The sequence below is a fragment of the Acinetobacter sp. 1294596 genome, from assembly GCF_000582925.1.
GTDB classification, from domain to species: Bacteria; Pseudomonadota; Gammaproteobacteria; order Pseudomonadales; family Moraxellaceae; genus Acinetobacter; species Acinetobacter radioresistens.
Genome location: NZ_JFCC01000003.1, coordinates 1 through 22,497, shown reverse-complemented (window position 1 = coordinate 22,497; position 22,497 = coordinate 1). Strand labels below are relative to the sequence as shown.

Annotated in this window: 19 protein-coding genes; 6 read left to right on the top strand and 13 right to left on the bottom strand. The window is 44.2% G+C overall.

All coding sequences use genetic code 11. From position 1 onward, the window contains the following. The 11 genes from nuoL to J502_RS02205 all read right to left on the bottom strand — a co-directional run bounded on the left by nuoL (position 1) and on the right by J502_RS02205 (position 11,947). Positions 1-1,893, bottom strand: a complete 1,893-nt coding sequence (nuoL, locus tag J502_RS02255) for an NADH-quinone oxidoreductase subunit L (RefSeq protein ID WP_034682966.1) — start codon at positions 1,891-1,893, stop codon at positions 1-3. After that, positions 1,890-2,198, bottom strand: coding sequence for an NADH-quinone oxidoreductase subunit NuoK (gene nuoK, locus J502_RS02250; RefSeq protein ID WP_005018679.1), 309 nt, complete (start codon positions 2,196-2,198; stop codon positions 1,890-1,892). Before nuoK ends, nuoL begins: the two co-directional genes overlap by 4 nt. Beyond that, a complete protein-coding gene (gene nuoJ, locus J502_RS02245) occupies positions 2,191-2,715 on the bottom strand; it encodes an NADH-quinone oxidoreductase subunit J (RefSeq protein WP_171054446.1) in 525 nt (174 codons plus the stop codon). Before nuoJ ends, nuoK begins: the two co-directional genes overlap by 8 nt. Then, complete coding sequence (gene nuoI / locus J502_RS02240; RefSeq protein WP_005018674.1) at positions 2,715-3,257, bottom strand: NADH-quinone oxidoreductase subunit NuoI; 543 nt, start codon at positions 3,255-3,257, stop codon at positions 2,715-2,717. Before nuoI ends, nuoJ begins: the two co-directional genes overlap by 1 nt. 18 nt (positions 3,258-3,275) lie before the next feature. Then, positions 3,276-4,289 carry an NADH-quinone oxidoreductase subunit NuoH gene (nuoH, locus tag J502_RS02235; protein WP_005027679.1) on the bottom strand — a complete coding sequence of 338 codons (1,014 nt, stop codon included), beginning with the start codon at positions 4,287-4,289 and terminating at the stop codon, positions 3,276-3,278. A 2-nt stretch (positions 4,290-4,291) separates the two neighbouring features. Next, positions 4,292-6,976 (bottom strand): NADH-quinone oxidoreductase subunit NuoG, encoded by a 2,685-nt coding sequence (gene nuoG, locus J502_RS02230; protein ID WP_034682964.1) that lies wholly within the window; start codon positions 6,974-6,976, stop codon positions 4,292-4,294. An 11-nt stretch (positions 6,977-6,987) separates the two neighbouring features. Beyond that, positions 6,988-8,316 carry an NADH-quinone oxidoreductase subunit NuoF gene (nuoF, locus tag J502_RS02225; RefSeq protein ID WP_034682963.1) on the bottom strand — a complete coding sequence of 443 codons (1,329 nt, stop codon included), beginning with the start codon at positions 8,314-8,316 and terminating at the stop codon, positions 6,988-6,990. Beyond that, positions 8,313-8,822 carry an NADH-quinone oxidoreductase subunit NuoE gene (gene nuoE / locus J502_RS02220; RefSeq protein ID WP_005018664.1) on the bottom strand — a complete coding sequence of 170 codons (510 nt, stop codon included), beginning with the start codon at positions 8,820-8,822 and terminating at the stop codon, positions 8,313-8,315. The genes nuoF and nuoE overlap by 4 nt, the downstream gene beginning before the upstream one ends. A 13-nt stretch (positions 8,823-8,835) precedes the next feature. Further along, positions 8,836-10,623: an NADH-quinone oxidoreductase subunit C/D gene (gene nuoC / locus J502_RS02215; protein WP_005018663.1), complete on the bottom strand. Its 1,788-nt coding sequence runs from the start codon at positions 10,621-10,623 to the stop codon at positions 8,836-8,838. An 88-nt stretch (positions 10,624-10,711) separates the two neighbouring features. Next, positions 10,712-11,389: a NuoB/complex I 20 kDa subunit family protein gene (locus J502_RS02210; protein WP_005018660.1), complete on the bottom strand. Its 678-nt coding sequence runs from the start codon at positions 11,387-11,389 to the stop codon at positions 10,712-10,714. 6 nt (positions 11,390-11,395) lie between these two features. Further along, positions 11,396-11,947 carry an NADH-quinone oxidoreductase subunit A gene (locus tag J502_RS02205; RefSeq protein ID WP_005018657.1) on the bottom strand — a complete coding sequence of 184 codons (552 nt, stop codon included), beginning with the start codon at positions 11,945-11,947 and terminating at the stop codon, positions 11,396-11,398. A gap of 414 nt (positions 11,948-12,361) precedes the next feature. Between J502_RS02205 and J502_RS02200 the strand changes: the two genes are divergently transcribed. Continuing rightward, positions 12,362-13,783: a GGDEF domain-containing protein gene (locus J502_RS02200; protein ID WP_034682961.1), complete on the top strand. Its 1,422-nt coding sequence runs from the start codon at positions 12,362-12,364 to the stop codon at positions 13,781-13,783. A 96-nt stretch (positions 13,784-13,879) separates the two neighbouring features. Next, positions 13,880-14,236 carry a hypothetical protein gene (locus J502_RS02195; protein ID WP_005018643.1) on the top strand — a complete coding sequence of 119 codons (357 nt, stop codon included), beginning with the start codon at positions 13,880-13,882 and terminating at the stop codon, positions 14,234-14,236. A 22-nt stretch (positions 14,237-14,258) separates the two neighbouring features. On the opposite strand, the gene bfmS is transcribed toward J502_RS02195, so the two are convergent. Beyond that, positions 14,259-15,911 (bottom strand): sensor histidine kinase BfmS, encoded by a 1,653-nt coding sequence (gene bfmS, locus J502_RS02190; protein WP_005018642.1) that lies wholly within the window; start codon positions 15,909-15,911, stop codon positions 14,259-14,261. A gap of 55 nt (positions 15,912-15,966) precedes the next feature. Beyond that, positions 15,967-16,683: a response regulator transcription factor BfmR gene (bfmR, locus tag J502_RS02185; RefSeq protein ID WP_005018641.1), complete on the bottom strand. Its 717-nt coding sequence runs from the start codon at positions 16,681-16,683 to the stop codon at positions 15,967-15,969. Positions 16,684-17,280: 597 nt separating this feature from the next. Between bfmR and J502_RS02180 the strand changes: the two genes are divergently transcribed. From J502_RS02180 to J502_RS02170, 4 genes are all read left to right on the top strand, one after another. Then, a complete protein-coding gene (locus tag J502_RS02180; protein ID WP_034682960.1) occupies positions 17,281-20,109 on the top strand; it encodes a ribonucleoside-diphosphate reductase subunit alpha in 2,829 nt (942 codons plus the stop codon). A 100-nt stretch (positions 20,110-20,209) separates the two neighbouring features. Next, positions 20,210-20,338, top strand: a complete 129-nt coding sequence (locus J502_RS16475) for a preprotein translocase subunit YajC (RefSeq protein WP_075040964.1) — start codon at positions 20,210-20,212, stop codon at positions 20,336-20,338. A gap of 329 nt (positions 20,339-20,667) precedes the next feature. Beyond that, positions 20,668-20,904, top strand: coding sequence for a CRISPR-associated protein Cas2 (locus J502_RS02175; RefSeq protein WP_034682959.1), 237 nt, complete (start codon positions 20,668-20,670; stop codon positions 20,902-20,904). A gap of 112 nt (positions 20,905-21,016) precedes the next feature. After that, positions 21,017-22,300 carry a ribonucleotide-diphosphate reductase subunit beta gene (locus tag J502_RS02170; protein WP_034682957.1) on the top strand — a complete coding sequence of 428 codons (1,284 nt, stop codon included), beginning with the start codon at positions 21,017-21,019 and terminating at the stop codon, positions 22,298-22,300. Positions 22,301-22,497 lie beyond the last annotated feature (197 nt).

Sequence of the window (22,497 nt, the reverse complement as noted above, 5' to 3'; positions counted from 1 at the left end):
TTATTTCCCCACTACCTGAATCACGATCAGGATCATCAGCAACACCACTACCCCGAGTGACATGCTAGATGCGTATTCACGTAGCAAACCGGTTTGACGAGAACTTGTAAAGCTGTTGCCGCTTTTAACTAGCGCAGGCAGAACCAGCCACAGACTGTCAATCGGATCACGACCCATGATCTTCGCGATGAGCAAATATGGTTTTACAAAAACAAGATGATAAAGGGCATCGAAGCCAAAAGCATTACGCCAGATAGTGGCAATACCTGTACCAAACGATGTATTGGCAATGCTTTTTACGACATTGTAAGCAAAAGCAAACAGGATAATTCCCACAATCAGACCAGCAATTGCAACACCGCTTGCTAGATGCTCGGCATGTGCAACCGCATCTTCCAGCGTTTCAGGAATACTAAATGCAGGAATAGCTGTAGCCAGAAGCTTATTTACTGGACCTTGCAAGAAGTAACCCAAACCAGTTGACAACGCTGCAAGGATTGCCAGCGGACCCCAATAGGTCACTCCCTTAATTTCATGCGCATGAGTCTTCTCTTCACCAAAGAATACTACCCAGATCAAGCGGAATGTATAAATTGAAGTGAGGAAAGCACCAACTACCCCTACCCAGTACAATGTATTATAAAGTGGCAGGTTGGACATGGCTGACTGTGCATAAACTGCACCAAGGATCGCATCTTTAGAGAAGAAGCCCACGGTCACGATTGGTAACGCTGCCAGTGCACCACCACCAATAACAAAGCACCAGAACACAAATGGAATTTTCTTGCGTAAGCCACCCATTTTGAAAATATTCTGTTCATGATGACAAGCCAGAATCACTGCACCTGAAGCCAGGAACAGTAATGCTTTAAAGAAAGCATGTGCCAGCATGTGGAACAGCCCTGCTTGATAAGCTTCTGCACCAACCGCCATAAACATGTAACCCAGCTGACTCATGGTTGAGTAAGCCAGAATACGTTTGATATCGGTCTGTACCAAGGCAGCAAAACCAGCAACCAGCAAAGTAACCGCACCAGTAATAGAGATAAACTGCATCACTTCTGGCGCCATTTCCATTACAGCAAACATACGGCAGGTCAGATAGACACCTGCAGTTACCATAGTAGCGGCATGGATCAGTGCAGAAACAGGTGTTGGACCTGCCATTGCATCTGCAAGCCAAGTTTGCAGTGGTATCTGTGCAGATTTACCGGCTGCTCCAAGGAATAACATTAACGCAGTCCAGATAGATAGTGACGAGCTTAGAGTCATGACCTGAGCTGCATTTGCCACGATATACTGGATATTTAATGTTCCGAACTGTTGATAAAGCAGGAATAATGCAATCAGCAGGAATACGTCACCTACACGAGTCACGGTAAAGGCTTTAATTGCCGCCCAGCCATTAGCAGGATTCGAATAATAAAAACCGATCAGCAGATATGAACACAGGCCCACGCCTTCCCAGCCCAAGAATAAAAGTGCTAGGTTATCGCCAAGTACTAACAACAACATGCTTGCTACAAACAGGTTGAAGTAAGAGAAAAAGCGTGCATAACCTTCTTCACCACGCATATACCACGAAGCAAAGATATGGATCAGAAAGCCTACCCCAGTAATCATACCGGTCATCAATAAAGATAGACCATCCAGATGCAGACTAATGCCAGGAGCAAATGTACCAACACTGAACCAGGTCCACAAATGCTGAACCTGAGCCACTGAACCATTATCGACAAATTCCATACCGGCAATCAGTGCGATCAGAGCAGACAGGCCCACTGAACCTGCACCGATTACTGCAGAGATATTTTCAGAAAGCTTATCGCGTCCTGCCGCCAACAAGAGAAAACCGATCAGCGGGAATAATACTGTTAAATATAAATAGCTCATCCGCGCATCTCACTAGCAGCATCCACATCCAGATGATGGAAGCGATGATAAAACTGAAGGACGATCGCGAGACCGATACAAGCCTCTGCTGCTGCCAAGGTCAGAATCAGGATAAACATAATCTGTCCATCCGGCTGTGCCCAGGCACTCCCCGCCAATACAAATGCCAATGCTGCTGCATTCATCATGACTTCAAGGCTCATTAACATAAACAAAAGGTTACGTCGTACCATTACACCATAAAAGCCCAGTGCAAAAAGAATGGTCGCGACAATCAAACCATGTTCTAGAGGGATGTTACCCATTATTGTTTTCCTCTTCTGCACCCGGTTCACGTCGACCAATATGGAATGCAGCAACCAGCGAAGCCAGAAGCAGCATTGCGGCAACCTCAACCAATAATAAATAATGTGTAAAGAGTGACTGACCTACAGCCTTGGGTCCGATAATTTCACGGCCGAGCGTAGCACCTGCAGTAGTGTATTCACCACCGAGCATCCACACTAAAATCAACCCCATCAGGAATGACATCAGTGCCGGGTAAGCCCAGGCAGATGAGTTTAACCATTTACGCTCCTGCTGCATGGTTTGCTGCCCCAGATTCAGCATCATAACCACAAACACGAACAGCACCATAATAGCGCCTGCATAAACGATCACTTCAAGTGCACCAGCAAAAGGCGCACCTACGATCAGAAAAATACCTGCTACTGCCAGAAGTGAAACAATCAGGCTGAGTAAAGCGTGTACCGGATTGGTGTTGGTTACCACACGAATCGTCGAGATAATGGCCACAAGAGCCATCAGATAAAATGGCCACATCATGGTAATAGACTCCGTACATCAATAGGTGCACTTTCTTTTTGTGCCTGACCTTTGTCTTTGCCTTCGATTGCCATACCTGCTACACGGTAGAAATTATAGTCAGGATATTTACCGGGACCAGAAATTAGCAGATGTTCTTTTTCATAAACCAGATCCTGACGAACATATTCACCAAGTTCAAAGTCAGGTGTCAGCTGAATGGCTGTGGTTGGGCATGCTTCTTCACACATACCGCAGAAGATACAACGTGAAAAGTTGATACGGAAAAATTCCGGATACCAGCGGCCATCTTCTTTCTCTGCCTTTTGCAGTGAAATACAGCCTACTGGACAGGCGACAGCACACAGGTTGCAGGCAACACAACGCTCTTCACCATCCGGGTCACGTGTCAGAATAATCCGTCCACGATAACGTGGCGGTACGATCTGCTCAGCAGGTACTTCCGGATATAAAATGGTGTCACGTTTACGTCCGACATGGGTGAAGACCATCCATAGCGTACGAACAATTGACCCAACTCCAGCTAGAATTTTATACATTTTTAACTCCCTGCTGTCCTAGGCCGCATTCATCAGAATAACAGCGCCAGTTACCAATAGGTTTACTAACGCCAATGGTAGACACACTTTCCAGCCAAAATTCATCACTTGGTCATATCGTGGACGCATAAGTGAACCACGAGCCAATACAAACATCATGACAAAGAAAGCAGTTTTAATAATGAACCAAAATGCTGGTGGCAAGAACGGAATTTCAAGATTGAATGGTGCAAGCCATCCACCAAAGAACAGAGTTACAATCAGGGCAGAAATCAGGATGATATTGACGTATTCAGCAACGAAGAACATCCCCCATTTCATACCACCATATTCAACATGGTAACCTTCTGCAAGTTCCTGTTCGGCTTCCGGCTGGTCAAATGGATGACGGTGAGTCACCGCTACGCCTGCGACTACGAAGATCATAAAACCAAGGAACTGCGGAATGATAAACCACATGTCACGCTGGGCTTCTACAATTTCACGCAGGTTGAAAGAACCTGCAATTGCAACTACACCCATCAGTGAAATACCCAGGAAGACTTCATAAGAAATCGTTTGGGCTGCAGAACGCAGGCCACCCAGTAATGCGTACTTGTTGTTTGAAGACCAGCCGCCAAATAATACGGCATAAACTGCAATACCAGCCATCGCCATAAAGAACAGCAGGCCGATACTCATATCGGCTACGCCCAGAGATGGTGATACAGGTATCACCATAAATGAGAGTACTGCAGTTGCCATCGCAACCGCAGGTGCCAGACGGAATGTCAGTTTGTCAGAGAATTTTGGTGTCCAGTCTTCCTTGAACATGATTTTAAGCATGTCGGCTACGATCTGGAACATACCGCCTGGACCTACACGGTTCGGACCATAACGGTCCTGCCAGACAGCCAGCAGGCGACGCTCAATAAAAGACATCAGTGCTGCCATTAATACCACCACCAGCAGTACGATAATGGCCTGTACTACCATAAAGGTAGTTTCCCAGCCGGCTGCCCATTGCGGTAGTACGCGTAAGGTTTCGTTCATGATTACACTCCTACCGCAACTGATACAGGCTCAGCCAAGGATACCGTAGGCGCCAGTCCTACCGGATAACCGATATAACCTGTCGGTAAATATTCAATCACTTGTACAGGAAGGCTGATGGAGGTATCCCCTGTTTTAACAGTAATACGCTGACCATCTTGTACATTGAGGCGGCTGGCATCCTGTTCACCTACAGCAAACATCGCTTCAGGAATACGGGTTTCCATCGCTGGTGTTTTAACAGTGAACTCACCAGAAGCAAAGATGTGATGCATTGGAACCAGGCGGAAGCTTTCTGCATTTGCCAGAACTGCAGCAGGTGCAACATAGCTACGTGCCGGGCGTTTAGCCAGACGGTCAAACAGACGCACGCCGGAGTCTCCACCTTTTAAATGGCCACCGACTTCATCTTGATATTTATTCCAGGCTTGTGGCGAGTTCCAACCCGCAGCCCAGGCAAATGGTACCAGAGATGATGCTTTTTGCGGACCCACATAACCTTCCATAGAAAAGGTTAATGCAGAGTCAATATCTGTTGGCTGTTTTGGCTCATGTACAGAAAGCGGCGCACGCATTGCAGTACGACCAGAATAGCGACGTGGTTCACGCGCAATTTTCAGACCATGGATACGATAGCCTGCGTCTGGAGCAACATCTTGGATCGCTTCAAGTACAGGTACATTTTTGGCGACACTTTCAATGACATCATCCAGTACAGTCCAGCTAATGTTCTTGTCTTCAAGACCGGTCTGTAAAGCATGCAGCCAGCGCCAAGACTCCTTGATCGCATAAGCAGGGTTATAGTATGACGGATCATAAACCTGATAGTAACGCTGTGCGCGACCTTCCTGACTAACTACCGTACCATCTCCTTCAGCAAAGCTTGCAGCAGACAATATAATCGATGCTTGAGCAACAGTCGCTGTATCAGAATGATCCAATACAATAACCTCAGCCGCTTTAGCCAGTGCGGCATCAATACGGGTAGCTGGCAGACGACGATACAAATCGTTTTCAACCACAATTACTGCATCATAATCCTGTGCAAACGCCTGTTCGAGACTTAAGCCACCAAGCAGAGCCAGCCCCATTGAGTTCACTTCAGGAACAGTCAGACTTAAACCGGCATGAGCACCCAGATTTTGTGCGACCTGTGCAGCAGCTTCCATGATGGCAGCATCTTGCAAGCTGGTGCCTGAAATGATCAAAGGTTTTTTCGCAGCTTTCAGGGTATCAGCAATAGTCTGTGCAAATGCAGATGCACTGTCATCCAGACCAGTAATGGTTTCACCCGCTACTGCTTGTGCGACCGCAAAGCCTAAACGCGCGATATCGTTTGGAGAAGCAACCACTTCACCTGTAGCGACATCTGCCAGTCGGGTCTGGGTTGCAGCCAAGATATAAATCGGAGATTTTGCATCTTGAGCAATACGCTTGACCGGTTCAGCCAGCCATTCTTGAGTACGGCGCTCTGCAGCCATTTCTTTGGCTTTATTTTTTGCAGCCTGACGTACAGACAAGGCCATACGTGGTGCGGTCTGGGTCAGATCTTCACCTAAAATCAGAACGGCATCATAGCTTTCAATTTCACGCATGCTCGGGTTATAAATTCCCTCAGTCTGCATGATAGCTGCGGCTAGCTCGACCAGTGACTGCTCTTTCTGGTTCATACCTGTTGAGTAGTTTTCCTGCCCAACCAGTTCGCGTAGTGCAAAGTTAGACTCAAGGCTGGCACGTGGCGAACCAATTCCCAGAACTTTTTTACCTTTTAACTTGGCAATTGTTTGATCCAGCGCTTCATCTACAGTTGCGTTAGTCACTGTGGTACCTGAACGGAACTGCGGTTGACGTGGACGGTCGGCACGGTTGACATAGCCGGTACCAAAACGACCCTTGTCACACAGGAAGTACTGGTTTACTTCTCCGTTAAACCGGTTTTCAACACGGCGCAGCTCACCATAACGCTCGCCCGGAGAGATATTACATCCTGAAGAACAGCCTTGGCATACGCTCGGCGCATACTGCATGTCCCATTTACGGTTATAACGCTCTGAGTGGGTTTTATCAGTGAACACGCCAGTTGGACAGATTTCTGTCAGATTTCCAGAGAATTCAGATTCCAAGGCACCTGATTCTGGACGACCGAAATACACACGTGACGCGTTGGCATATACGCCCAGGTCAGTACCGCCGGCATAGTCATTGTAATAACGTACACAGCGGTAACATGCGATACAGCGGTTCATTTCATGCGCAATAAATGAACCCAGTTCCTGATTGTAATGCGTCCGCTTGGTAAAGCGGTAACGACGGCGGTCATGACCGGTCATCACAGTCATATCCTGCAAGTGACAGTGGCCGCCCTCTTCGCATACCGGACAGTCATGCGGGTGGTTTGTCATCAAGAATTCAATGACAGACTCACGAAAATCTACCGCTTCCTTATCTTCAATCGAAATATAGGTATTGTCAGCCGCGGGGGTCATACATGACATAACCAGACGACCGCGCGTATCCTCAGGATTTGCATACTGGGTTACTGCACATTGACGGCAGGAACCTACAGAGCCTAAGGATGGATGCCAACAAAAATACGGAATATCGATACCCAGTGATAGACAGGCCTGTAGCAGGTTTTCTGAGCCGTCAACTTCGTATGATTTTCCATCGACATGAATTGTAGCCATAGTCGAATTCCTTAAGCTTGTTCTGCTTCACGAGCTGGAGCATGATCTTTGATCTTCGCTTCGAACTCATGACGCCAATATTTTAATGCGCTCTGTAGCGGTTCCATCGCACCTGGTGCGTGGGCACAGAATGTTTTGCCAATCCACAATTTCTTGGTGAGTTCCTGAAGATGCTGGATATCCTCCATCTTGCCTTCACCATTTTCAATTGAACGCAGTGCTTTCACACTCCATGGCAAACCATCACGGCACGGTGTACACCAGCCACAAGATTCACGCGCAAAGAATTCTTCTAAATTACGGGTCGCTGAAACCATGCACTGGTTCTCATCAAAAACCATTAGCAAGCAGGTTCCCAGACGAGAGCCAGCTTTCATGATACTGTCAGAGTCCATTGGCAGATCAATATGATCGGCGGTCAGAAAGTCTGTTGATGCACCACCTGGCAGCCAGGCTTTCAGTTTCAGTCCATCACGCATACCACCGGCATGCTCTTCAATGACTTCACGTGCCGTAGTACCAAATGGCAGCTCCCATAGCCCCGGAAATCTCACCTTGCCTGATGCACCATAAATTTTGGTACCAGGATCTTTAGACTTGCCTGCAGACAGACCGATATACCATTCTGGACCACGTAGCATAATCGCTGGCAGGTTGTTGTAAGTCTCTACGTTGTTGACAATTGTAGGACGTCCCCAAGCACCTGCGACCTGTGGAAATGGCGGTTTGGTACGCGGATTGGCACGGCGGCCTTCCAGCGAGTTGATCAGTGCAGTTTCTTCGCCACAGATATAACGTCCTGCACCAGTGTGCACGTACATTTCAAAGTTCCAGCCAGTATCCAGGATATTTTCACCCAAATAACCTTTGGCACGGATCTGTTCCAAAGCTTCATTTAAATACTGTGCAGCTTCGATATACTCGCCACGGATGAAGATATAACCGTGAGTCGCTTCCAGGGTATAACCTGCAATCAGCATACCTTCGATCAGCTGATGCGGTAAACGCTCCATCAGCAAACGGTCTTTGAACGTACCTGGCTCCATCTCATCGGCGTTACAGATAAGGTAACGTGGTCCTGAATTATCATTTGGCGCCATCAGCGACCATTTGATACCCGCCGGGAAGCCTGCACCACCACGCCCTTTAACGGTTGCAGCTTTGACAATTTCCAGTACATCTTTTGGCGGCATACCTAGCGCTTTTTTAAAGCCTTCATAACCTTCAAGCGTTTCATAGTCATCAGCACTACGTACATGCTCTTGTTTACTTAGACGCAAAGTTAATGGATGAGTTTCCGGGTTACCGTCGCCGTAAATTGGTTTTGGTTCGGTATTCATACATACTTCTCCAATAACTGTTGGATAGAGGTCACTTCAACCAGACCGTGAGTATCTCCATCAATCATTAACGTTGGGCCTTTGTCACAGTTACCCAGGCAGCAGATTGGTAGCAAGGTAAAACGGCCATCAGCAGTCGTTTGACCAAACTGGATGCCAAGTTCACGCTGAAATGCTTCTGCCAAAGTTTCTGCACCCATCAGAAAGCATGCAATCGAATCACACAACAGGATCACATGACGCCCTACAGGCTGGCGATAAATACGGTTGTAAAACGTTGCAACGCCTTCCAGATCAGCAGTACTGATTGAAAGCAGCTGGGCAATCGCATTAAGCTGGGCATCATCTACCCAGCCGTTACGGCGCTGCACACATTTTAGTGCGTCCAGTGACGCCGCACGTGCATAGGGATAATGACCAATGTGATGCTGAATTTCATGGATTTCTTCAGAAGTTAAAATCCCTTCGACATTCACACGTGGTTTTTTGTCAGTCAAAATCATCATAATGCGTTACCCCTTAGCGATCCACGTCTGCCATTACGACATCAATAGTCGCTAAATAAATGATCAAGTCAGACACAAGGCTGCCATTAATCACAGAAGGAATTTGCTGCAAGTGCGTGAAGGTCGGTGTACGGATACGGGTACGATAGCTCATCGTTGACTTGTCTGAAGTCAAATAATAAGTTGACGCGCCTTTAACCACCTCTGCCATCACTGCGGATTCACCTGCTGGCATTACAGGTCCCCAAGACACACTCAAGAAGTGGGTAATCAGGGTTTCAATATCTTTTAAAGTTTTATCTTTTGGTGGTGGTACAGCCAGTGGATGGTCTGCCTTATAAGCACCAGAAGGCATATTATCCAAGCATTGCTTGATAATTTTCAGTGCTTCGTTAATTTCATGGAAGTGAACCATGACACGCGCGTAAGCATCACCTTCATACTCTACTGGTACTTCAAAGTCGTAGTTTTCATAACCGCTATATGGACGGTATTTACGCACATCAAAATCAATACCTGTCGCACGCAAACCTGTACCCGTTACGCCCCAAGCCAATGCTGCTTTAGCATCATACTGTGCCACATTTTTGGTACGGCCCATAAACACCGAGTTGCGAAGTGCAGCCGTATAGTATTCATTCATCCGTTTCGGCATCCACTCAAGGATTTCACGGATGAGTTTCTGCCAGTTATTTGGCAGATCATGTGCAGTACCACCAATACGGAACCAGGCCGGATGCATACGAAAACCGGTAATTGCTTCAATTGCATCATAAATTTTCTGGCGATCGGCGAACATATAGAACACCGGAGTCATACCGCCGGCATCCTGAATCGCAGTACCGATATATAACAGATGGTTATTGATGCGAAACAGCTCTGACATCATGACACGAATACACTGTGCACGATCCGGCACAGTAATACCAGCCAACTGTTCAATCGACATCAGATAAGGCATGTTCTGAGAACAGCCACCCAGATAATCTACGCGGTCAGTATAAGGAATGTATGAATGCCAAGTCTGGCGTTCACCCATCTTTTCGGCACCACGATGGTGATAACCAATGTCCGGTACACAGTCCTTAATCTCTTCACCATCTAGCTGCAAGATGACACGGAATGCACCATGCGCAGACGGGTGGTTAGGACCCAGATTCAGGAACATAAAGTCTTCATCGGCATTGCCGCGTTTTAGACCCCAGTCTTCTGGTACAAAACGCAGATGCTCCTGTTCATAGTCCTGCTTGGCCTTGTCCTGCATATATGGCGTATATTCAGTTGCACGCGCAGAGTACTCTTTACGAAGCGGATGACCTTCCCAGTAAGTTGGCAAGAGAATACGACGAAGCATCGGATGACCTTCGAAGTTAATCCCGAACATGTCATAAGCTTCGCGTTCATACCAGTTGGCATTTGGCCAGATATTGGTAATGGTACCTAGGTTCAAGTCATGCTCATTCAGCGCCACTTTAATCCGGATATCGGTATTGCGCTCAAGCGATAACAAATGATAGAACACAGTAAAGTCTGATGCAGGCAAACCATCACGATGCTGGCGTAAACGCTCATCCATCGCAGACAAGTCAAATAGCATCACATACGGCTTACTTACCGTACGCAAGAACATCAGCACTTCTTGTACACGTGCGCGTTCGACCCAGACCGTCGGAAAATTTTCACAAGTCGGTTGCACGTAGAAGTTCTCACCAAACTTGGTTTTGAGTTCTTCTACAATTGCAAATGCTGGGCGTGAATCAACTGGCGTTGATTCTGGCATAGCAATGTCAGTTTCAGCCATTGGCTTGGCTTCCTATTCAATACAAATTTGGTCAACCCTAACGACAATTACACCCATACGGGTGCATTTAAAAATTCAGTCGCTAAAATTATTCAATTTCATCCATAGAGCGCAAATTAGTCACAGCAATACGCTGAGCCTGTTTACGGTCCCGTTCCGGCATCATCTTTGGCTTATATACTGGCTGAAGATCATCACCGATTATTGTAGAAAGCGGACGGCGCTCTAATTGAATCTGGTCTTGTAACAGCATCAATGCCTGGAGCAGAGCTTCAGGACGCGGCGGACAACCTGGTACATATACATCTACAGGAATAATTTTATCTACACCCTGGACTACAGAGTAAATGTCATACATACCGCCCGAGTTGGCGCAGGCACCCATGGAAATAACCCATTTTGGCTCAAGCATCTGTTCATACAGACGCTGAATCACCGGTGCCATTTTGGTAAAACAGGTTCCGGCAACGATCATCAGGTCAGCCTGACGCGGTGAAGCACGGATAACCTCGGCACCAAAGCGTGACATATCATGAACGCCTGTTAAGGTCGTTGCATACTCTACATAACAGCAAGATGTACCAAAGTTAAAAGGCCAGATAGAATTTTTACGGCCCCAGTTTACAGCTGTGTGCAGCACGTCCTCTAAACGGGTCATGAACACATTTTTATTCACTTCACTCTCAAGCGGATCAGTTACGATTTGACGCTCTTGAAGCGGATATTGCTCAGCATCTGGATTCGCACGGGTTAAGGTATATTTCATCCCGAGTTACTCCTGTTCAGATGTCAAAACAGTCGATGTTTTTTGTTTCATACGACCTGAGGATTGAGCTGGAATCTGACCCGTTGGGTCCATCACCAGCTCGTCGATAGAGTTGAAGCGGGTAATTTCTGCAAGATCCATATTAGGTGAGCCTACTTTAGGTTTAATCCCTGCTGCTTTACGCTTGTCTGAAGGTGCCCAGTTCAGTGCACCTGTCGACATTTCGTAAATCAAACCAACGAGTAAAACTAAAATAAATACAGCGGCTGTTGCAAAACCGATCCAGCCCACTTCGCGCACAGAAGATGCCCATGCATAAAGATAGAGAGCTTCAAGGTCAAATACCACGAAGAAAATAGCAACAAGATAGAACTTTGCAGACAAGCGAATACGTGCACCACCGGCACTCACTACACCTGATTCAAACTGTTCCTGCTTGGCACGCCCCCATGATTTACCCCCAAGGAGTAAGGGAACTGTCAGCATAAAAACACAAAGAAATGTAACGCCGATCACGAAAGCAATAATTGCCCAATCGTATGGAGTAATGGCACTCATGCGGGGATAACTCCTGGCAGGCCTATATTAACAAAGAATGTATGTATTGGCCGTTTAAATATACCAAACATAAAATTAATCCCGCCAATTGTACCTGATTTATGATTTGACTTGCTAGTTAAAGGCACTTAGTCTTTTGGATGATTTTTTATTCGTTTTTAAACCTATATAGACAAGTCTTGTACTTTTACAGCCATAAAATCGGTTAAAAAAATAATATTCTCAAGCTCTATTGTTTTTTCATATTAATATTCTTTTCTAATATCCCTATTCTTTCAGTTTACATTTTTCTTGATCTTGCTTTAAAACATGACTGTATTTATAAATATTACTCAACTATGATCAACATTTAAACAACAATGCTTTATTAACTTTTTATGAGATTGTAATTATATATCTTGCAAGGCTTAGCTCATGCCCTATTTTCAAGGAAGAATACTAAAGGTTCAGGCATGGCAATACTTCTTCATCTTCGCAATAATGATTTTCGCTTGCTGCATGTGGGGTATTGCAACCCGTCCTTTTAATCATCTGGCAGCTTTCTGGCCAGCTAACTCCATTCTCTTGGGTTGCTTGGCACGCTTTCCAGCTACCCGAAATGCCTATACTTTAGCAGGTGCTTTTACTGGTTATGTAGTTTCAGATCTTCTGTCATTTCACTCATGGAGTATTGCCCTTGGTTTTACTACTGCCAATTTGCTCTATGTAATTATTGCTTTTGCCTTTTATATAAAATTTCGCCCTTATTTTCGTCTACTGCACCAAGGCTATTTTTATTTGTTTCTGCTTTTATTCTGCTGCATAGGCAGTTTGGTTAGCTCACTCTTTATTGCCAGTCTATTTCCTCAATTAGATACCAAACTTATTCACGGCTCATTCTGGACTATTTTTGGTTACTGGTTTAGTGCCGAGTTACAGAATGCGATTTTAATTTTGCCTCTTATTTTAAACTTGCCTTATCAAAAAGGAATTCATCAGATCTTTCGCCCAGCAGATGGACCATATAGCTTTCTGCATATCTTACCCATTTTTGTACTGTTATTTTCGTTATCACTCAGTTACTACGATTCAGGCCCAGGCGCCATTCTTTATCCGATTGCAGCATTAATCTGGTGTGCCCTGAATTACCGGCATTTTACTGTGGCACTGATTACATCAATTAGCTGCTTCTATATTGCTTTTTTCATGTCAGATAAATACCTGACACTTTATCCTGAACAGTACTATCAGGAAATGATTTCACTCCGCTTTGGTATTATTACCATGGCAATTGCCCCCTTAACTGTTTCAAGTATTAACCGCATCCGTTCCCAACTGATCCGGGAACTTCAACATCATGTAGCACATGATGAGCTGACTGCCAGCTTAACCCGGCGCCAATTTATGCGCTCTGCCCATTTACTTCTTAGACAGCGCACTCAGGAAAGTCAGTCACTTGCGGTACTTATGCTTGATATTGATCATTTTAAACTGATCAATGACAAATATGGGCATCAGGCTGGAGATGAGGCATTAAGGGCCTGTGCTGCAGTTATTCGGCGCAGCTTGCGCGGCTATGATCTTTTTGGCCGGTTAGGTGGTGAAGAGTTTGCTATAGTGCTGCTTGATGTTGGTCCTGCTGAGGCATTTGAAATTGCTGAAAGAATAAGAGAAACTTTAAAAACACATATCATCCAGCTAGATGCAGAGACTCAATTTTCTATCCAGATCAGTATTGGCCTGACTTTATTTAATCCGGCAGTCCCACACAATATAGAAGTACTACTGCATAAAGCTGATTTAGCTCTCTACGAAGCTAAACGCTCAGGACGGGACCGTGTTGTGATCACTCAATAATTTTTTGATAATTCAGTTACATGCTTTAATGAACTTAATACACTGCTAATTTTCACTACAGGTTATGCTTAAAATCAAAGAATAAGGAGCAATAACATGAGTTTAAAATTTACCCATAAACCTAATTATTTTTTATATGCAGATTTACTGATTAAATATATACAGGGGTATGTACGTAAATATCCAGAAGTTAATAATGCCATTTTTGACTTAAACGATATTTATAAGCTTTTCACTGAAGATTATGCTTCTACTACCGTTAATCTGGCTGGCATTTTAAATATTGCGGACGAATATACAGTTGAAACTATCAATGGGGACTGTAAAGTAATTCTTAACCATCGTATCGATGTCGAAAATCATAAACTTCTGGTTGATTTTAATCAGGCAGCTTTAGAAGGTTTACGCCAAGGCAATCCACTGATTGCACCTGACCCCACCATCCAGCAATAAGGCTAATATAAAAAAGCACCTGTCAGGTGCTTTTTTTATCGATACGATTTTTTCTGGCTTCATGTTTAAAACGCTGAGCAGGCCAAGTCATAATGAAACGCGCCCCTCCCAAGTCCGGGCTCTGATCAACCTGTATGGTTCCACCAAACCAGTATGCAATACGACTGACAATAGAAAGGCCCAGTCCATAACCACCTGAAGCACGGGTTCTGCTGTCATCTAGACGAGCAAAGGCTTCAAAAATACGGGCACGGTCTATTTCAGGAATACCTGCTCCATCATCTTCAACACTGACATAAGCTTTCCCATCTTTATCGATACCACCCGAAATTCGCACCTTATGGTCACAATAACGTACTGCATTACCCACCAGATTTTGTACTACACGATGAAGGTAGCGGCGTTCAGCATCTACCCGGAGATCAGGGGCTGGTGCTAACAATTCAATTTCCTTTTGGGTCTTTAAAGCTTCTGTTTCGGTTGCTACCTGACTCAGCACTTCTACCAGCGGAAGTTCTTCAAACTCAAGCGAAGGTGTCCCCTGCTCCAGTTTGGCATAAGTCATAATTTCATCAATCAGGGTATTCAGTGCTTCAATATCCTTATCGATCATTTCAATCTGTTGCAGACGATATTCATAATCATCTTCTTCTGCCAGCATTTCCATACCGAAGCGAATCCGAGCCACTGGTGTTCTTAGCTCATGTGAAACGGCGCGCATCAACTCACGTTGTGCTTCAATAAGACGCTGGATATGATCTGACATATTGTTGTAACTGGCTGCCAGATTAGCCATTTCATCATTACCTTCAATAGGTACACGTAATGACAGATCACCAGATTTCATACGGTTTAAAGCATAACGTACCTGACGGATCTTGCGCTCTAGCGGTACAATTAAACCGTAAACTCCCAAGCTCAATAAAAACAGGCTCAGCAAGGTAATGCCACCAGCCAGCTGGAACGGCATCCAGTTAAAGACCGGCACAGGACCAATCACCAGCACTTCAGACGGATTGCTTGGCATTGGTGAAATAATCGTGATGTTGGTACCACGCATGGTCGCGCTGTCTTTATAGAGCATAATGCTCTGATCCTGACGCAGCTGCCCGATCTGTTCAGAATCGAGCTGGAGCTCATGCAGGTTTTGAATAGAAATTGGATAAGTAAAGTATTTTTGAATCTTGGCCAGATACTCGCGCTCCTGACCCGGATAGTAAATCAGATAATCTAAAATAAAAATTGGCAAGGCCTTCATTTGACGCTCGCCAATCTTGTCTACTTTGACATAGAGATAATGCTTAGGATCATCTTTTAGCCCAAGAATAATATACGCAGTTGTATTCTTGGCATCATAACGTACTACTGCCTGCAAATTATTGATTCGTTTGCGTTCCGCACGTGACAGCTCTACTTTACTGGCATCAACATAATAGATTGAAAGTTCCAGAAGATCAGAGGCATCCGCAATCCAGTCCAGCTTTTGCTGTTCACTTGGCTGCCGGGAAACCCCCTCACTGATCACATAAGAAATACCATCTGTGAGTGATTCCCGATATTCCTGCGCCCGTTGATAGTTAATAATTTGGACCAGCAGGTAACCAAATACAGCAACTAAAGCAACCAGAACTACAAGTCCTGCGTATATACGCAGGAATATACTGTGTTTGAACACTCGACCAACCTTGTAAGGAGATGAATTTGTTTAGAAGCAAAAAAACCGCTATATCTTATAGACCATTGGTTTCTTTGACAAACAGATATCCCTTGCTTCGTACAGTTTTAATACGTTTTGGATTTTCTGGATCATCACCGATTTTTGGACGAATACGTGAGATACGTACATCGATTGAACGGTCCTGACCATCATATTCAATACCGCGCAGACGCTCAAAGATATCTTCACGTGACAAGATACGGCCCGCGTTCGAAGCCAGTAACCACAGCAAATCATACTCAGCACTGGTGAAATCAACCAGCTCACCATTGAGAGTAACCGAGCGACCGCCATTGTCAATAACCAGATCATCAAACTCAATACGCTGTGCCACTTCATCTTCAACAGTTTTATCTGTACGACGCAGCAGTGCACGGATACGCGCCAATAGTACTCGTGGCTGAACTGGTTTCGGCACGTAATCATCAGCGCCCATTTCCAGACCCAGTACCTGATCCATGTCTTCAGTACGTGCGGTAAGCATCAGAATCGGTTGATGGTAATGTGGACGCACTTCACGACAAACGGTTAATCCGTCTGCTCCTGGTAACATTACATCAAGTACGACCATATCTGGCTGTTCACTGATGATACGGCGGATTGCACGGTTACCATCCGTTTCCACCCCCACTTCCAACCCGTTACGGATTAAGTATTCCTGGGTCAGACGAGCAAGACGCTCATCATCTTCAACAATTAAAATTTTTGGTAACTTTTCTTCTTGGCTCATGAAATATGCCTCTATGTATATGTTTGTTGGTATCTTTAATGAATCGAAACTCAGTGATACGTCATTAATAATTCGCAATATACACACGTTTACATTGTAAACAAGTAGCTGTTCACCAAACTGATACATGTCAGCATTGTTTTGTAATATTCTTTTAATGCTTGATATCACTAGGCTTTTATATAGATTCTAGTATTTGTCCCGGATTTTAGCTTTTTTTTAACCGATAAAATGTATTTTTATATACAAAAGATTGCATTGTTCAGAAACTGAGTAATTGATTCGTCGCTTTTTTAGTTATCCACATAGTTATCTATAAGCATGCTGAACCAGCTTTGTTATGCTATGCCTTAGCCAATAAGGCTTATAGCTGAATGACAGAAAATGGGAAAATTTGCTGCGAAGCAAAGGCCTTTTTCAAGAAAAATTTTTACTAAAATGTCAATATTGATATACCCTAAAAATTCCCGTATCTTGTGTCCAATTCAAATATAAACCACTAAGTCTTGTGTTTATCCTGATCAGCTGTCCTGTTTTGCAAACAGATGAATCAGGCTTATTAAACATAACAATAGATGACAATGGAGAGCGACTGAGATGAGCGCAATCACTTCAACCCCAGGTCAACTTCAGGTGATTAAACGCACCGGTGAAGTTGCCGCTTTCGATGCAGAAAAAATCTCTGTTGCGATTGGTAAAGCATTTTTGGCGGTAGAAGGCCAGCAAAGTGCTGACTCTAGTCGCGTCCATGACCGGATTACCCAATTAACTGAAATGGTCATGAATACCTTCAAGCGTCGTTTACCTTCTGGCGGGACGATTCATATTGAAGAAATTCAGGATCAGGTTGAACTGGCACTTATGCGCACTGGCGAGCAGAAAGTTGCCCGTGCTTATGTTATTTATCGTGAACAGCGTAACCAAGCTCGCCAGCAAACTGGCGCTCATCACCATCCAACACTGCAGATTACTGACAGTAAAGGACAGCTTCAGCCACTGGACATGAGCAAACTTCAAACCACACTGGAAAAAGCTAGTGAAGGTCTGGAAGGTATTGATGTACAAGCAATTATTGATGAAACTGTAAAAAACCTCTACAACGGCGTTAAAGCATCTGATATTGCCACCACCATGATGATGGCAACACGTACCCGTATCGAACAGGAACCTAACTATACTTATGTTACGGCCCGTCTGTTACGTGATGAACTGGTGGCAACCGGTCTGGCATTTTTGGGACTGTCTGAAGATACACCGGAAAGTGAAGCGCTTGAAGCTTTCTTGAAAAAAGGGGTCGAGCTTGAACTGCTTGATGCCGAGTTGCTGAAATTTGACCTGAAAAAGCTGGCAGCAGCAATTCAGCCAGAACGTTCAAACCAGTTTACCTATTTAGGCCTGCAAACCTTATTTGACCGTTATTTCATCCATTCTAATGGGATACGTTTCGAACTGCCGCAACTATTCTTTATGCGCGTTTCTATGGGACTTGCTGTTCAGGAAGATGATCGAGAAGCCCGTGCAATCGAATTTTATAACCTGCTGTCCAGTTTTGACTATATGGCGTCTACGCCGACACTATTTAACTCAGGTACCCTGCGTCCACAGCTTTCCAGCTGCTACCTGACCACCATTTCAGATGATCTTTATAATATCTATGGCGCAATGCGTGATAATGCCATGCTGTCAAAATGGGCTGGTGGCCTGGGCAATGACTGGACCCCGGTTCGTGCGCTGAACTCATATATCAAAGGGACTAATGGCAAATCTCAAGGTGTAGTTCCATTCCTTAAAGTTGCAAATGACACTGCGGTTGCAGTTAACCAAGGTGGCAAGCGTAAAGGTGCAGTATGTGCCTATCTTGAAACCTGGCATCTTGATATTGAAGAGTTTCTGGAACTACGTAAAAATACAGGTGATGACCGTCGTCGTACCCATGACATGAACACGGCCAACTGGGTACCTGACCTGTTTATGCAGCGTGTCTTCGAAGATGGTGAATGGACTCTGTTTACCCCTTCTGAAACGCCTGATCTGCATGACCTGACAGGTTCAGCATTTGCGGAGCGTTATGCTTATTATGAGTCTGTTGCCAAAGAACAGAACATGTTGCACAAGAAAATCCGTGCAAAAGACTTGTGGCGTAAAATGCTGTCTATGCTGTTTGAAACAGGTCATCCTTGGATTACTTTCAAAGATGTATGTAACCTGCGCTCACCTCAGCAGCATGTGGGTGTGGTTCACTCTTCCAACCTGTGTACTGAAATCACCCTGAATACCAATCAGGATGAAATTGCAGTATGTAACCTCGGTTCTATTAACCTGGTACAGCATGTACAAGGCGGCAAGCTTGACCGCGAGAAACTGGCACGTACCGTAAAAACAGCTGTACGTATGCTCGATAACGTTATCGATATTAACTACTATGCTGTACCACAAGCCAAAAACTCTAACCTGAAACACCGTCCGGTTGGTATGGGTATCATGGGCTTCCAGGATGCACTGTATGAACTTGACATGGCTTACGGTTCAGATGCAGCAGTTGAATTTGCTGATGAATCTATGGAAGTGATCAGTTACTACGCCATTCAGACTTCAAGTGATCTTGCAGTTGAGCGTGGTGCTTATTCAACCTTCAAAGGTTCACTATGGGATCAAGGAATCTTACCAATTGACTCTCTGGAAATTGTAGCAAAATCCCGCCCGGACCGTATGTTTGAAGTGGACCGTACCCAACGTCTGGACTGGAATACTTTACGTGCCAAAGTCCAGAAAGACGGAATGCGCAACTCGAATGTAATGGCGATTGCACCGACTGCAACCATTTCTAATATTTGTGGTGTTTCGCAATCAATTGAGCCAACCTTCCAGAACCTGTATGTGAAATCAAACCTGTCTGGTGAGTTTACAGTGATTAACCCGTATCTGGTACGTGCCCTGAAAGAACGCGGCCTGTGGGATTCGGTAATGGTAAATGACCTGAAACACTTTGAAGGTTCTGTACAGAAGATTGCCCGTATTCCAGATGAGTTAAAAGCTATTTTTGCCACAGCATTTGAAGTTGAGCCACGCTGGATTGTAGATGCTGCTTCACGACGTCAGAAATGGATCGATCAGGCCCAGTCTCTGAACCTGTATATTGCAGGTGCCAATGGCAAGAAACTTGATCTAACCTATAAAATGGCATGGTTGCGTGGCCTGAAAACAACCTATTATCTGCGAGCGCTTGGTGCTACTTCAGCCGAGAAATCAACTATCAACACCGGTGCATTAAATGCTGTTAAAGCCACAGCGACGGCCCCAGTAGCTGCAGCTCCTGTGGTAGAAACCAAACCGGAAATTGTAGCTGAAGAAGACGGTTTTGCTCAAGCTGCGCCGGTGCCTATGGCATGTTCAATTGATAATCCTGACTGTGAAGCTTGTCAGTAATTGATGAACTAAGGCCTTTGTCCTTATCCTGGAAATAATAATATGTTTAAGGATAAGGATGGAGAGCCAAAAATAAATTTGAAAAGTAAAGGAAATGATCATGCCTCATATGACTCATAACTATGTGTTAGGACTCACGGTTCTGGTTTTTTCCTTTATTTTTTTCTACGTACCGATGGTATATGCCTTTATTAAAATCCGGGCACAACAGCGTAACCAAAATAAGTAATTTTCTTTAGATGAATTACTTATTTTGATTATGTAGAAATACAAAATCAAATCTAAATTAAAGATTACGAAAACTAAAAGTAATTGGAGATTTAGAAAAGATTTGAGAAAAATGTTGGGGATATTGCAGTATCCCCTCCATAAATCTCAGATAACCGAAAACACGGTTGACTCAGATACTTTCCATAAAGAAAGTAACGAAATCTTCGTTCACTTTGAGTTTGGAGTCAACCGTTAATTCTTACATTTAGTCTAAAACTATGTTTTTAGGAGTTTTAAAAATGAAAGTTAATTTTCAGTTGTTTTTCACTCAAGTACTAGGAGATTTTTATGCACTACATGTGTTTAAGTTACGATCTACACAATAAACCACGCTCAAATTATTCCAAGATTTATCAAACTCTTGGCAAGTATAAACATGAGAGATTACAGAAGTCGATATGGCTATTGGATACAGCCAAAACGACTGATGAGATCATGAACGATTTTAGGCATTGTGTTGATTTGAATGACCATCTAGTTGTCTTTCCAATTGACCAAAATTTGTTAAACATTTTAAAGGAATAGGAACCCCCAGCCATTTTAATATTCATATTAAATGGTTTTGAAATAGAGACAGGTTTATAATCTTGACTCTATTTCAAATGGGGTTCACCTTTTTATACTTAAGGAGAATCCCATGTCTATCCTAAGTTGGGACGATTTCGAAGATGATTCGCAAAAACCGGCTGCTCCAGCACAGCAGCCTGCGCCCGTCGAACCGCAAAAAGCGGCTCATACGCAAGTGGTATCTGATGCAAAGCCATCACCGCAGAATGCGGCTTATGGACAATTCGCTGGAACCGGTCAGCTGCGACCAGCAGATTCAACCGATACGCTGGCTCGAGCATCTGAATCCTTAAATCATTTGGATGTTGCGCCCGGGCTTGAAGAGCTGGAAATGGGTGCGCAGCGTGTACAGGTTGATGATAAAGCCATGATCAACTGTCGTGCTGATTTAAACCAGCTTGTTCCATTCAAATATGAGTGGGCATGGCAAAAGTATCTGGATGGTTGTGCCAACCACTGGATGCCGCAAGAAGTTAACATGAATCATGATATTGCGCTCTGGAAGTCTGAAAACGGCTTGACTGAAGATGAGCGTACTATTGTCATGCGTTCACTCGGTTTCTTCTCGACTGCCGATTCACTGGTCGCAAATAACCTGGTACTGGCAATTTACCGTCATATTACCAACCCGGAATGCCGTCAATATATTCTGCGACAGGCATTTGAAGAAGCAATTCATACCCATGCTTACCAGTATTGTATCGAGTCGTTGGGCATGGATGAAGGCGAAGTCTTCAATATGTACCGTGAAGTACCGTCAGTAGCACGTAAGGCAGCGTGGGGACTGAAGTATACCCAGTCTTTAAGTGATCCGACTTTTAAAACGGGCACCCCTGAAAATGACCAGATTCTACTACGTAACCTGATTGCCTTTTATTGTGTTCTTGAAGGTATTTTCTTTTACTGTGGCTTTACCCAGATTTTATCAATGGGCCGCCGTAATAAAATGAATGGTGTAGCTGAACAGTTCCAGTACATCTTGCGTGATGAGTCAATGCATTTGAATTTCGGGATCGATATGATCAACCAGATCAAAATCGAAAACCCGCACCTATGGACTGCGGAGTTCCAGCAAGAAATCATTCAGATGATTTTAGAAGGCACCATGCTTGAGATTGAGTATGCACGGGATACCATGCCACGTGGAGTACTTGGTATGAATGCAGCAATGATGGAAGAGTATCTCAAATTTATTTGTAATCGTCGTTTAAACCAGTTGGGCTTGCCTGAGCAGTTTGCTGGTGTAAATAATCCATTCCAGTGGATGTCTGAGATGATGGACTTGCGTAAAGAAAAGAACTTCTTTGAAACACGCGTAACTGATTATCAGACGGGTGGCGCATTAAGCTGGTAAAAGTAGCTTAATATAAAACAACATATCAGATGTTATTTTCATTATATATATTTTAATAGTAAAGATAGAGCTTTAGGGCTCTATCTTTATATCAATTCTATCAAATTAGTAATAAAAATTTATTTAATATTTTAAAGATTATTTATATTTGAAAAATTAATATCTAACTTAGCTTAAGTATTAAAAGCAACCAGCTT